Below are 12,503 nucleotides of genomic sequence, written 5' to 3' on the forward strand. Positions count from 1 at the left end.
CCTACGTGGTGGGTTTGGTGAGTGCTTTGTAGCAGCAGAGGGCTGCGGCGAGGCCGAGAAAAGGCCAGGTAGTTGCCGGGGTGGCGTTCATATCGGAGGCTGAGTCTGCGGTAGCCGGTCAGCCAGGACATGGTCCGCTCGATCACCCACCGTCGACGTCCTAATCGTTCGCTGGACTCGATGCCCTTGCGGGCGATACGGATGCCGATGTGTTTGCCCCACAACCATTTCCGCGGGTGGGTGATGTTGGACGCTTTGTCGGCATGGAGACGCTGAGGCTTGGACTGGGCTGCGTGGGCTGCGTGTCCCATGTGGAAAGGGGACAGCATCGGCTTCAGCCCTTGGCCGTCGTGGGTGTTGGCCGCGGAGGGTCCGACGCGTAGGGGCAGTCCGTCCGCATCCGACAGGACATGCATTGTGGAACCGGGCTTACCTCGGTCCACGGGGCTCGGACCTGCAAGTTCGCCCCCCTTTTCGCGCGTACATGCGCCGAGTCCAGGACTGCCCTGGACAGGTCGACCAGGCCCTGTTCGCCGAGGAGTTGCAGAACTCTCTGGTGCAGCCGGCCCCAGACACCGGCGCGGGACCAGATGACGAACCGGCGGTGCACGGTCGACTCCGACACTCCGAAGCACGGTCGCAACGCACACCAAGCGCAGCCGCTGACCAGCACATAGATGATCGCGGCGAAGACCGCCTCATCGTCGATATTCGCCACCCTGCCGCCCTGCGGCCGCACACGCGCTGGCGGCAGCACCGACTCCGCGATCTCCCACAAACCGACCGGAACAATCCAGTCCCATCGCCCACGCTCCATACACGCACGGTCTACCCCAACTCGCCATGTAGGACACGGTCTTAGTACTGCAGCGACACTCCGTGACGTGGTGCGTGCGGCGTCGTTGACCTCTTCGTGGTGGAGGAGATAGCTGACGAGTGGTCAAGTATGTTCGATGACTTCGTGGCGCGGTTCTCAGGGCGCTTCGGGCGGGTGGAGTCTCGGCGACGGATGGTGTCCTACCTGCGGGGACGGCTGAGTGAGACGGAGCGCAAGAACGGCGGGATGCTGGCTGAGGCTGCCGAGGACGCGGGTCCCCAGGGGGCAGGGCTTCGGCGTAGTTCGGTGTCGTCCGTTTTGATCATGTGAGGCCGAGGAGGGCGAGGGGTCGGGTGTGGTCTCGGGCTGCCCGTCGGAGGCCGGCGGCGATGTTGCGGATGCCGGCGAGGCGGAGGGCTCCGATCGCGAGGTTTCTGCAGGTGGCCATTGCTCGGGGTGCGTTTCCGGTCCGCACCTGGGAGGCGTCCTCGGTGAAGGTGACGTCCCTGACGTGGTGCAGGGCCTCGACGGTCCAGTGTCCTCGGATCAGTCGGGTGAGTTGAGCCGGGCCGGCCTGCCCGGCGGTGAGGCTGGTGACCGCGTAGACGGTCTTGAGACTGATCTTCCCGGTCTTGCGGTCCACGCGGCGACGGACGATCTGGACGGCCTGACGGGCCCCGGGGAAGAGCAGGTTGCTCACCGTGCAGACCTCAACCGGCGGATCTCATGACGGCCGTGACCGGTCGAACGAGTCCTGTCCTGCAGCGGAATCCGCTTCCAGGGAAGGGACTTGAGCTGCTTGCGAAGCTTCTTCGTGTTGCGCTTCACGATCACGATGTAGTGAGCCTGCCGGTCGAGCAGGTAGACGGCGTGGGCATGCTGGGTGTGCATCGCGTCGCTGGTGACCGTGTCGGCCAGGTCCTCGAGGGTGTCGAGCAGAGGCTGGAATCGGGTGATCTCGTTGGTCTTCTCACCGACGTCCATCTGGGCGAGGACCAGTGCGCTCACGTGGTCGCAGGCGGCCAGGAGGTGGATCTTCCGTCCCTTCGCGCGGGCAGCACCCCGAAGCGACTTCCCGTCGACCGCCAGTCCCCGTAGTCCTTCCTTTCCGCTCTGCCGGTCCGCGAGCCAGGCTCCGACCGCGTGGTCCAAGGCGTCCGCGTCAACTCTGGCCAGCAGCCGCCGGATCGTGGATTCCGCGGGCCAGGACCGTTTCGGCACCAGTGGGTCGATGACCGTGCCGAGCCGTTCCAGCAGGGCCGGCGGTGCGTCGGACACCCATTCACCCACCGCGAGCAGGGATCTCGCTCCGGCGAGGACCGCGCAGGCCGTCAGCGCGAGGAGCGTAACGAGCGGATGCCGAACTCCCCGCGAATCACGCGGGTCCGGGACCTGCGCGAGGCGTTCCAGCAAATCCGGAAGCTCGCTCCCGGACACTTCCGGATGCGGCCTGAGCTGGTCAAAGACAGGGGAGATCAGAGAAGATGCAGCGGCAGGCACGGGCAGTCCAAGGTCACAGAGCGTAGAGAACTCCATGATCATGGACGTCCGTGCCTGTGCTGTATCCAACCCTGCCCAACGCGACGAGACGTCAGCAACCGGGCGTCAGCCGACTACGCCGAAGCCCTGCCCCAGGGGGATGCAGCTGCGGCTGTTGAACCACTACCTGTGGGACGCAGATGCCCTGCGCGTGATGTCCGTGACGCGGTGGTGGAGCACATCGGGGATCCGGTGCGGGGTACTGATTCTTGACGAGACGGGATTCCTGAAGAAGGATGCCCGGTCGGCGGGAGCGGGCCGGCAGTACGCGGCCTTCGACCCGGCCATCAGCCAGGTGAACGGGCCCCTCCACCGACACCACCGGGCTGCGGAGTTCAAGAAGTTCCTGGTCACGATCGACAAGGTCGTGCCAGCCGGCCCCGACGTCCGCCTGATCTGTGACAACTACGCCACCCACAACACCGCCGAGATCAAGACGCGGCTCGGAAAACACCCACGCTTCCACGTCCACTTCACCCCCACCGGCTCACCATGGATGAACCAAGTCGAGCGGTGGTTCAGTCTGCTGACGGACAAACTCATCCGCCGCGGGGTGCACACCTCCACGAAGTCCCCGGAACAGCACATCAGGACCTGGATCGCCGGATGGAACGAAAACCCCAGGCCCTTCACCTGGACCAAGACCGCCGACGAGATCCTCGACTCCCCCGCCGACTACCTCACCAAAATCGCACCACAGAGCAGCAGCAACCAGCCACAGACCTAAGCGTTGCCCCGCAACTCAGGGCAGAGATCGGTAGATCACCACAAGCAGATCCGATTGTCTAGTTGCGCCCCGAATCGCGGCCTAAACTAAACCGGATCCTAATCAAGTAGGTTGAACCGGACATCGGCAAGCGGTGCCCGGAGTTACGGGACAGCCCTTAGACGCCATCTGGCCGTAGCTATATGAGAACAGGGCCGTCATCCCTTAAGGTCCCAGGCCATCCAGACCCTCGTGAGCACCCAGCCAGCAAGAACACGCAGACGGTGCCCATGCCTCCTGTACGCCGTCTCTACAGCAGCCCAACCATGCACAGCCAGAAGCGCCCTCAGCGGGATCCAAGCAGTCCCGACCAGCGGCCAGCCATCGACTCATCAAACAGCCTCGCCGGGACAAAATACTCCTCAAGCCGCCTGCGTGCCGTCCCCTTTCAGCACTCGCTGACGTGGCCCTCCAGCAGTGCTCGCAACCTGCGCCGTCCGCGGTGGAGCCTGGACATAACCGTACCAATGGGTGTTTCCATGACTTCCGCGATCTCCTTGTAGGAGAAACCCTCTACGTCGGCGAGATAAACCGCCATACGGAACTCTTCCCGGATCGCTTGGAGTGCTGCGATGACATTGGAGTCAGGAAGTCGGTCAAGGGCTTCAACTTCAGCGGACCGCAGCCCAGTGGACGAGTGCGACTCAGCGCGCGCCAGCTGCCAGTCCTCAATCTTGTCAGCAGCACTGTACTGGGGCTCGTGCTGGCTCTTCCGACGCGTGTTAATGAATGCGTTCGTGAGGATGCGGTACATCCACGCTCTGAGATTGGTGCCCTCTCGGAACTGATGGAAGGACCCGTAGGCCTTGGCGTACGTTTCCTGTACGAGATCCTCCGCGTCCGCCCGGTTGCGCGTCATACGCAGAGCAGCTGAATACATCTGACTGAGGTAGCCCAGAGCGCCACGCTCGAAGCGCTGGTGACGCTCCGCCCTGTCATCCTCCTCACCGACCGGGCCCATTCGAGGGCGGGCATCAGGACGAAGACAGGGGTCGGTCTCCACGTCACGCATGTTGCACCCTCTGTAGGTGAGGTGGAATGTGGTCAGCAACGTTCCTCACTTACCCTAGTCGTGCGGCGGCAAGACATCGATCTATTGCCGCCGAGGCAAGAACATCCCAAAGACTCTGCCTCATAGCAGGTACCACTTGCCAGAAGGGCAGCATGAGGATGACACAGCAGAGAACCGAGGAGGAAGGCGCCTCGGCGCCTCGTCCGTGTTGGCCCCGCCGGCGGCTCACAGGGCTGGTGGGACGCGGGGTGGACTGGAAGTAAAATTCGCCTTCTGAGGAAGACACTTTCCCTGCAACTACACGCGAGGGCATTCCTCGAATTTGCCGGGCATGAGTCAGGCGATAATAACGGCTGAAAGGGCCCCCAGAGGCGACACCACGACTCCCCCAGTAGGTCACTAAGCTGAAGGGCGACGAATCTCAACTATCCGCTCGTGCTCGTCAAGTCCGCCCCAGATTCCATATTCCTCTCGGTTCAACAGCGCCCAGTCAGCACACTCCTTGCGGACACGACAGCGGGAGCATATCTTCTTTACTCGCTCCGCTTGTTGTCGCCCAAGGCCGCGCGCACTTATGGGAAAGAATTCATCCGTATCCACCCCTAGACATCCCGCGCGAGTCCACCATTCCAATTTTTGATCCTTAGCCGCCGGGGGAATTTCCCATCCCGAGTTTTAAGAGCGTACGACGATGTCCAAAGAAACCGCCCGCCTCGCCATGGAGGGGCGCTTACCGGCTAGATGAAGAAGAATCTCAAGCCTATACGCGTCGACAGAGACCGACCCTTCACCTGCACTGGGCCACGAAACGACGCACTGAAATTTTATCGACGACCCACCACCGCCCATGGGACCCGCCGATCAGTTCTCCACAATCAGCTTCACAGCCTCCACCAATAAACTTCTTAAACGCCGGATCGCATCTTATGGGGTCGCCAATCGACTTCCGCTCCAACTACTATCAGTTCACGATCTATCCGGGCTCTACTGCCTGTCGGCGGCGAGCAGTGACGCTTCTAGAAGAGTTAGCATGGTAGGCAGGGTGTTGCACTGTGAACTGGCAGTCGAAATGTAAATCGACGGTCATGCTCTCTCGAGTGGAACGGTTCACGCGTGCTCGGTCATGCGATGCCAGGATCATCTTTCAGAATGACCCGGGCTTGCGGGAGGCAGTTCATGGCGTGTGACGCAAGTGATCAATTCATTCAAAGACGGTGATGGCTATGGGGGAGGTGAAATCCGTAGGTCGCGGGCCCTTCAGGCGTCGAGATTCGCACCTGCAGTCGCGAGTTGTGTGCAATCCAGAGGACGGGCCGGATACAAGGTCGGCAGATGACTCGCATGCTTCGTGGATGCCCCCGCCGGGCCAAAGTGGTACTCCCACTCCATTCCCGCATTTCTGGAGTGGCAGTGGCCGGGGACCCGGTACCTCTGGCGTCTTGCATGATCCCACCTGTCGGGTTACTCCAGAGATCTCATCAGCAGACCCATCTCTAGCGCGCACGCTGTGGCGAGCTTCGACCAGCGCCGTACCCAGAACCGAGTGCGGTTCCAACAGCACTCATATGCATTGTCCCCTGGGAGCCCAGTCGGTACCGACTGGGCTCCCAGGGGACGGGTCTAGATCCTTGCTACAAGCGCCTGCTGATTTCAGACAAAAACCTCCTAGCAAGTATCTCCGAGGAACTAGCTTCCGTCTAAAACGGCTGACGTTAGGGCGTCAACCATTCGCAACCATCACCATGCTGCAGACTCAGTCTGCGGCCCGGTCGCGACGGCAATCCCCTGCCGTTTCTGTTTGATCTATCCACCAGCCGTCCGACTACTTGTCGGACTTCTTGGACTTCTTCATCGCCTTCGCCTCCGCGGCGTTGGCCTCGACGGCGTGGCCGCCGAACTGGTTACGCAGAGCGGCGATCATCTTCATCTGCGGGGAGTCATCCTGCCGCGAGGAGAACCGCGCGAACAGCGACGCCGTGATCGCGGGCAGCGGGACCGCGTGGTCGATCGCCGCCTCCACCGTCCACCGGCCCTCGCCGGAGTCCTCCGCGAAACCCCTCAGCTGCTCCAGGTGCTCGTCGTCGTCGAGCGCGTTGACCGCCAGGTCCAGCAGCCAGGACCGGATGACCGTGCCCTCCTGCCAGGAGCGGTACACCTCGCGCACGTCCGTGACCGAGCCGACCTTCTCCAGCAGCTCCCAGCCCTCGGCATACGCCTGCATCATGGCGTACTCGATGCCGTTGTGGACCATCTTCGCGAAGTGGCCGGCACCCACCTTGCCCGCGTGCACGGCGCCGAAGTCGCCCTCGGGCTTGAGCGAGTCGAAGATCGGCTGGGCCTTCGCGACGTCATCCGGCGTACCGCCGTACATCAGCGCGTAGCCGTTCTTGAGGCCCCAGACACCGCCGGAGACACCGCAGTCGACGAAACCGATGCCCTTGATGCCGAGTTCGACCGCGTGCCGCTCGTCGTCCGTCCAGCGCGAGTTGCCACCGTCCACGACGACGTCACCGGGGGACATCAGGTCGGCCAGCTCGTCGATCGTGGACTGCGTGGCGGCGCCCGCGGGCACCATCACCCACACGACGCGCGGGCCCTTCAGCGTGTCCACAAGCTCCTTGAGGCTGTGCACATCCGCGATGTCGGGGTTGCGGTCGTACCCGATGACGGTGTGGCCAGCGCCGCGAAGACGCTCGCGCATGTTGCCGCCCATCTTGCCGAGACCGATGAGACCGAGCTCCATCAGGGAATCCTTAACGTCGTGGCGATGCGTACGATTGCTTGGGCCCACACTCGGAGGAGTCATTCCCAAACTTGGGGCTGCGAACCAGGCCCCGGTCCCAAAATCACGCTTGGGGGCAAGGGCGAGTACTCCGTTCCGCGTCTACCTCGGGTCGCCGTTTGATCATCCACTCGCTACCCGCACGCATTGCAAGATTTTCACCCGGACAGACTCGGCCGAACGCGCCCTGTTGTCCCACAATCGATCTAGATCGCTTCTGGATTCCTGAAACGTGCCACAGCCGTTTCGTTCTTCACAAGCAAGCACACCATCCCCTAGATCAAAGGGCTGCTCAATCATTCCCACTCGTGGTGGCCTACGACCCCTCTCCAACGTAGCTCCTCAATGGGCGGGCGCCTAGAATCTTTGGTGAATTCTTCTGCCGACAACTACTCACGAAAGTCAAAAAAACTGCCCGCGCCAATGAACGACCTACCCTGCACCTTGATTGCACACGGATTTCAAAGCCACACTGAGCGCGCGGCGATGCAAGGAATCAAGTTGATGGAATGATGAATTAAATCCCGCAGAAATCATCATACCGATAGGGCAATTAGATAGACGGATTTGCGGGATCTGTGCGGATTTCAACCCATAGAGGATCTCTGTAGTGATCCGGTCGATGACTACGCGGATCCGATTGAGATCCGGTCGTACGAGAGGCGCCTCAGCAGGACGGGTCGACCACTGATCGAATAGTCCTCTCTGCACTAGCTTGCTTGCGGCAATCTGATCTCGAAAAAATCCCACCGCACCGTCTGGGGCAAGGCCAAGTGCACCCGCCTCGCACTTCACCTGTTCGAGTGCCTGACGCTCTCGCGCCGGATGATCGATCGGTGAATCCGTGCCGAACTTTGAGGCCGCAACATGATCGCTGACCAAGATTCGTCGCATGACGGAGTTGAGCAGCGGACTTAGCCGATCCAATTCGGCCACAATCACATCCGCATTTCTTATCGAATGGAGACACTCACCGGGCACAGACGTATCGAACATCGCGCCCTGCATGATGCGGTCACCTGATATTTTTTGATACCTCAATTGCATACCCTCGCTAGAACTGTTATTGAGAGACCCGCAAGGACCGTCCCGCACCTCACCTTGGGGAAATTACCGTCAGGGCGACATCGCTTTAACCAGCCTACCGTTACGACTCAGTGGCAGAATATTTAGTCGGCTTGAAATTGACGGCTCCGGAACCCTATAGTTGTTGCCGGACAGTCCTTAGCTCTCGATCACAGGCACGAACCGTGCCCAGTTACGTCGTAGGCGTCATCGCAGCGGCAGTCCTTACCGCGAGTCTTCGCGCTCCCTGAGACCCGCCTCACGCTCGCCTTGCTCCTACGAGGCGCTACTGGAAGTCACTGACGGCGTAACTGTCGACCCAAACGCAACCCCGACTGACTGCTTCGAGGGCGTCGAGGCCAGCCTGCTGGCAGTGTTCGATGATGCGGCATCGACCGGCCAGCTGGGCGAGGAAAGTGCTGGCCCGAGTGATCTCCTGTTTCATTTGGTTGGCGTGGGAGCGTCCAGGCGGTCCCCTGTCTCCCTTACTCCGCAGCCGCCGCTCCTGGTGCCAAGCGGCGAAGCGTTGAGTACGTGCTTGCCGAGTTCCGCTAGACGTCAGGTGCTTATGGCAGGCCAGTGGCTACCGAACGTGACGAGGGTCACCTGCATAGCTGTCGCGTAGCGTGAACACATCGGTGCTCGAACACGTTGGCTTCTATATGACGCTATTCACTACCCCTTTCGGCGTGCGTGCTACGGCCGCAGAGGTCCTTGCCGGGCTCGACCTGACTGGCCGACGCATGATTGTCACAGGAGGCGCTTCAGGGCTGGGGACGGAAACGGTCCGTGCTCTGGCGGACGCGGGCGCACGGGTCACCATCGCTACCCGTAACCCTGCTCTCGCCAAGCCGATCCTTGAGGAATTCCCGAACACCGAGGCCGTCGCGCTCGATCTCGCCGACCTGAGCTCCGTTCGCGCCTTCTGCGACGCCTGGGACCGACCCATAGATGCCATCGTTGCCAATGCCGGCGTGATGATGCTGCCCACCCGCCAGGTCAACGCGCAAGGGTGGGAGATGCAGCTCGCCACCAACTACCTCGGCCACTTCGCATTGGTGACCGGTCTACACAATGCCCTCCTGGCCGCGGAGAAGCCTCGTGTGGTCGTTGTCAGCTCCGGCGCTCAGCTGATGGCGGACTTCGACTTCGATGATCCGCAGTTCGAGCGGCGGCCCTATGATCCCTTCGTCGCCTATGCCCAGTCGAAGACGGCTGATGTGCTGCTTGCCATCGGGATCAGCCACCGCTGGGCCGCCGACGGCATCTCCGCCAATGCTTGTGCCCCAGGCTCGATCCACACCAACCTGGCACGCCACCTCGACCAGGCTACCGCGAAGGCTTTGGGCGCCATGGATGACGAGGGCAACCTCGTCACTCCGGACTATTTCAAGACGCCCGAGCAGGGCGCTGCCACCAGCGTTCTACTTGCCGCATCGCCACTCCTTGACGGCGTGACCGGCCGCTACTTCGAGGACAACCAGGAGGCCGAGATAATCGATGGCGGTCCCCACCTGATGGCGCGCGGCATTGACAAGCTGCCGGGTCTCGTCGCCAACTGGTCGATCGACCCGGCCGCCGCAGACAGGCTGTGGGACTACACGCTGCCTGTTGTGCGAGAGCCTGCGTAGGGAACCGTGATGGCTCGTTGATTATGCAGGGCAGCTCCGAGGAGCTGCCCTGCCGCCGCTGTCACTGAGCCTTTGCCAACTTGCGCCCGGTAGCGGCTCAGTTGGTTCGACACATGAGTGAAGCCTCTGGTAGACGGGTTCACGACCAAGATCACCCGATACCCACCAGAGGCTTCACGTGCTTGTCTACCGGTGCGGGCTGGACGTGTCCAGTCGGTCCTTGACGTACCTCGCCACTCGTCTGCGCGAACACCGTCGCCGGATCGGAAGCCGCTGGCGCCGGCTATCGGTCGGCCGTCAAGCTCTGCTGGTGTTGGCGCATCTGCGCAACGGGCCTACGTACGCCCAGCTCACAGCGGGTTTCGAGATGGGGACGAGCACGGTCTACCGCTACATCAGCGAGGCCGTCGACCTCCTGGCCGCCCTCGCACCGACCCTCGACGAGGCCGTCCAAGCCGCATCGACGAAGGCTTACGTCCTGCTCGACGGGACTCTCCTGCCCATCGACCGGATCGCTGCCGACCGGCCCTACTACTCCGGCAAGCACAAGAGACACGGCATGAACGTGCAGGTCATCGCCGACCCGTTCGGCCGGCTGCTGTGGGCCTCGCCGGCACTGCCTGGGGCCGTCCACGACGTTCGCGCAGCCCGGGAACACGGCATCATCGATGCTCTTGACCAGGCCCACCCCCTGCTGGGCGGACAAGGGCTACCAAGGCGCCGGCGGCACGATCCGGGTCCCCTTCCGCGGCCGATGGGAGGCTCTCTCCGCCGGTCAGCAGGCCGTGAACCGATCTCAGGCCAAGATCCGAGCCCTCGTCGAGCAAGCCATGGCCACCCTCAAGTCCTGGCGACTACTCCGCAAACTTCGCTGCTCGACCACCCGCATCACCGGCCTCGTCCAGGCCGTACTCACCCTGCATCACGCCAGCTCAACCGCAGGTTGAAAAAGCCTCACTGACGGTGTCGGCAGTCGACTCCGACGGTGTTTCTTCCCCCGCAGGGAGTCGGGCTGACGGTTCTGCCAGACAGCGCCCTTATCTTCGCGTCTACCGGCTTGGCGTCAGACACACGGTCAGGAGGATGATGGCCGCCCAGGTGATACGTGTTTCGGAGTGCTGGACGAGCCGTTCGTAGTACCGCGCGTGTCGGCAGGCGTGCACCATCCATGCCCACGTCCATACGACAGCCCAGCAACGGGGCAGCACGACGAACCCAGAGGCGTTCTTGGGACGCCTCACGGTCTCGATCGTGAGGCTGAGGTATTTCGCCACCCAGATCACAAGCTCTCCGGCGTAGGCGAAGTCGGCCTCAGACGATAGCGATCCCGGGCTGCATCAGACAGAAGCGGAAGAGAGGCTCCTTGACCGCGTCGCGGTCGGTCAGCGAGGCCGGGGTAACCACAACCAGCAGAAGCAAGCCGCGTGTGTCGACCACCAGGTGCCGTTTGCGTCCTTCGATCTCTTTGCCAGCGTCACAGCCGCGTGGGCAGGCCCTTGCCCCGTACCGCGATCACCGTGACCCGCGGCTCCGAGCTGTGGGAGTTGTTCCGACGGGTGGTGCTGGTACTCCAGCAGGCTTTCTGACCTGGAAGTTTCGCCGGGCGGCGGGAGTGTAGCGAGGCCCGGAACGACCTGGGGTGATCTCACGGAGATCGCCCCTCGATCGTGCGACACCGCCCGGCATAGTGACAGTGGCGGGGCAGCCTCCCAAGGTGATTACCGAGCATGCCGCCGCGCAGTGAAACCTTGAACTGGACGACCTCTTCGCAGCCATCGGTCATCGTTTCGACCGCGTGGAACTCCGCCGCCGTATGCGCGACTACGTGCGCGGTCTGCTCGCGCCGGTAGCCCGCAAGAACAGCTGGCAGCTGGCTGAGCATGAAGGGCATCGCACTCCCGACGGACTGCAGCACCTGCTCGCCGGCGCAAAGTGGGAGACGACCGCATCCGCGACGAGCTCCAGGAGACGTCGCTGACCAACTCGGCGAGGACGGCGGAGTCCTCATCGTCGATATACGGGGTTCATCAAGAAGGGCACCGCCTCGGCCGGGGCTCAGCGTCAGTACTCCGGGACCGCCGGCCGTACCGAGAACTGCCAGATCGGCGTTCGCCGCCTACGCCACCGCTCGCGGTCGTGCACTGGTCGATCGCGAGTTGTATCTCCCCAAGTCCTGAGCCGCGGACAGTGAACGCTGCCGGGCGGCCAAGGTTCCCGACGACCGGGAGTTCGCCACCAAGGGAGGACTGGCGCGGCGCGTAGTACTGCGTGCCCTTGCCTCACCGCTTCCCATAGCCTGGGTCACTGCGGATTCCGCCTACGGGTAGGAACCGCTTCCGCCGACTGCTGGAACAGTCTGGCGTCGGCTATGTGCTGACCGTTCCCAAGTCCCAGTTCACCGTGGGCTGTCCTCGCATCAACGGCCTGTTTGACAGGCCCCGGCGGAGGCGTGGGAGAAGATTTCCTGCGGCGACGGCGCGAAAGGTCCCCGCTTCTACTGCTGGGCGGCTGTGCAGTTGCCGGCCGTCGCCGAGTTCGACTATCAGGGCGAGGCTCCCCACCGGATGCGGCCGGCACTGGCTCGGCGCAGCATCAGCAAGCCCGACGAGATCGCGTGCTACCTCGCCTACGCCCCCCTTGGACGTCACTGTCGAGAAGTTGGTGAGGATCGCCGGGTCACGCTGGGCGATCGAGGAGTGTGTCCAGGCAGTACCGGAGTGGTGTCGGCCGTTGCGCCCCCTGACGGTGTTAGGCACTTACCCGAGGAAGTTTGGCTGATGCTGCCGTCGGCGTTAGTCAGCCACCGCTGGGTTGTGGAACCATTGCACGGCGCGATCACCACCGGCGTCCCGTCAGTATTGGAGGCTGGACTCACGTCCAGGCAGCCCGGG

Annotated in this window: 9 protein-coding genes and 6 pseudogenes; 5 read left to right on the forward strand and 10 right to left on the reverse strand. The window is 62.8% G+C overall.

All coding sequences use genetic code 11. The features are described from left to right. Position 1: 1 nt before the first annotated feature. Positions 2-817: pseudogene (locus OG310_RS36960) on the reverse strand (IS5 family transposase). Between the two features lie 129 nt (positions 818-946). Here OG310_RS36960 and OG310_RS36965 point away from each other — a divergent pair. After that, positions 947-1,102: pseudogene (locus OG310_RS36965) on the forward strand (IS701 family transposase); the annotation flags it as partial. A gap of 37 nt (positions 1,103-1,139) precedes the next feature. Here OG310_RS36965 and OG310_RS36970 read toward each other — a convergent pair. Both OG310_RS36970 and OG310_RS36975 read right to left on the reverse strand, forming a co-directional pair. Continuing rightward, positions 1,140-1,517 carry a hypothetical protein gene (locus OG310_RS36970; protein WP_329460635.1) on the reverse strand — a complete coding sequence of 126 codons (378 nt, stop codon included), beginning with the start codon at positions 1,515-1,517 and terminating at the stop codon, positions 1,140-1,142. Beyond that, on the reverse strand, positions 1,514-2,359 hold the full coding sequence (locus OG310_RS36975) for an ISAs1 family transposase (RefSeq protein WP_329460636.1): 846 nt from the start codon (positions 2,357-2,359) through the stop codon (positions 1,514-1,516). The genes OG310_RS36970 and OG310_RS36975 overlap by 4 nt, the downstream gene beginning before the upstream one ends. 88 nt (positions 2,360-2,447) lie before the next feature. Between OG310_RS36975 and OG310_RS36980 the strand changes: the two are divergent. Continuing rightward, positions 2,448-3,083 (forward strand): annotated as a pseudogene (locus OG310_RS36980) (transposase); the annotation flags it as partial. 427 nt (positions 3,084-3,510) lie between these two features. Here the strand turns inward: OG310_RS36980 and OG310_RS36985 are convergent. From OG310_RS36985 to aroQ, 4 genes are all read right to left on the reverse strand, one after another. Continuing rightward, positions 3,511-4,083, reverse strand: a complete 573-nt coding sequence (locus tag OG310_RS36985) for a sigma-70 family RNA polymerase sigma factor (protein WP_329460808.1) — start codon at positions 4,081-4,083, stop codon at positions 3,511-3,513. Positions 4,084-4,533: 450 nt separating this feature from the next. Beyond that, complete coding sequence (locus tag OG310_RS36990) at positions 4,534-4,767, reverse strand: WhiB family transcriptional regulator (RefSeq protein WP_329460637.1); 234 nt, start codon at positions 4,765-4,767, stop codon at positions 4,534-4,536. 1,189 nt (positions 4,768-5,956) lie between these two features. Further along, positions 5,957-6,877, reverse strand: coding sequence for a phosphogluconate dehydrogenase (NAD(+)-dependent, decarboxylating) (gnd, locus tag OG310_RS36995; protein ID WP_329456878.1), 921 nt, complete (start codon positions 6,875-6,877; stop codon positions 5,957-5,959). Positions 6,878-7,348: 471 nt separating this feature from the next. Next, entirely contained in the window at positions 7,349-7,924 is a 576-nt protein-coding gene (gene aroQ / locus OG310_RS37000; protein WP_329460638.1) for a gamma subclass chorismate mutase AroQ, read from the reverse strand. A gap of 719 nt (positions 7,925-8,643) precedes the next feature. Between aroQ and OG310_RS37005 the strand changes: the two genes are divergently transcribed. After that, positions 8,644-9,612, forward strand: a complete 969-nt coding sequence (locus tag OG310_RS37005; protein ID WP_329460809.1) for an SDR family NAD(P)-dependent oxidoreductase — start codon at positions 8,644-8,646, stop codon at positions 9,610-9,612. 178 nt (positions 9,613-9,790) lie between these two features. Next, a pseudogene (locus OG310_RS37010) lies at positions 9,791-10,559 on the forward strand (IS5 family transposase). A gap of 114 nt (positions 10,560-10,673) precedes the next feature. Here the strand turns inward: OG310_RS37010 and OG310_RS37015 are convergent. Then, positions 10,674-11,097 (reverse strand): annotated as a pseudogene (locus tag OG310_RS37015) (transposase); the annotation flags it as partial. 160 nt (positions 11,098-11,257) lie between these two features. Then, positions 11,258-11,494 carry a hypothetical protein gene (locus OG310_RS37020; RefSeq protein ID WP_329460639.1) on the reverse strand — a complete coding sequence of 79 codons (237 nt, stop codon included), beginning with the start codon at positions 11,492-11,494 and terminating at the stop codon, positions 11,258-11,260. On the opposite strand from OG310_RS37020, the pseudogene OG310_RS38735 reads away from it, so the two are divergent. Next, positions 11,387-12,336 (forward strand): annotated as a pseudogene (locus tag OG310_RS38735) (IS701 family transposase); the annotation flags it as partial. The gene OG310_RS37020 and the pseudogene OG310_RS38735 overlap by 108 nt on opposite strands. Here the strand turns inward: OG310_RS38735 and OG310_RS38740 are convergent. After that, positions 12,257-12,487 carry a ricin-type beta-trefoil lectin domain protein gene (locus tag OG310_RS38740; RefSeq protein WP_443078940.1) on the reverse strand — a complete coding sequence of 77 codons (231 nt, stop codon included), beginning with the start codon at positions 12,485-12,487 and terminating at the stop codon, positions 12,257-12,259. The pseudogene OG310_RS38735 and the gene OG310_RS38740 overlap by 80 nt on opposite strands. Between the last annotated feature and the right edge of the window lie 16 nt (positions 12,488-12,503).

The sequence above is a fragment of the Streptomyces sp. NBC_01497 genome, assembly GCF_036250695.1.
In the GTDB taxonomy this organism is placed as follows: Bacteria; Actinomycetota; Actinomycetes; order Streptomycetales; family Streptomycetaceae; genus Streptomyces.

Bases quoted from the DNA above. Each gene is read 5' to 3' on its own strand.
- OG310_RS36975 (WP_329460636.1), bottom strand. From the start codon at position 2,359: ATGATCATGGAGTTCTCTACGCTCTGTGACCTTGGACTGCCCGTGCCT.
- OG310_RS36985 (WP_329460808.1), bottom strand. From the start codon at position 4,083: ATGGGCCCGGTCGGTGAGGAGGATGACAGGGCGGAGCGTCACCAGCGC.
- gnd (WP_329456878.1), bottom strand. From the start codon at position 6,877: ATGGAGCTCGGTCTCATCGGTCTCGGCAAGATGGGCGGCAACATGCGC.
- aroQ (WP_329460638.1), bottom strand. From the start codon at position 7,924: ATGCAGGGCGCGATGTTCGATACGTCTGTGCCCGGTGAGTGTCTCCAT.
- OG310_RS37005 (WP_329460809.1), top strand. From the start codon at position 8,644: ATGACGCTATTCACTACCCCTTTCGGCGTGCGTGCTACGGCCGCAGAG.
- OG310_RS37020 (WP_329460639.1), bottom strand. From the start codon at position 11,494: ATGCTCAGCCAGCTGCCAGCTGTTCTTGCGGGCTACCGGCGCGAGCAG.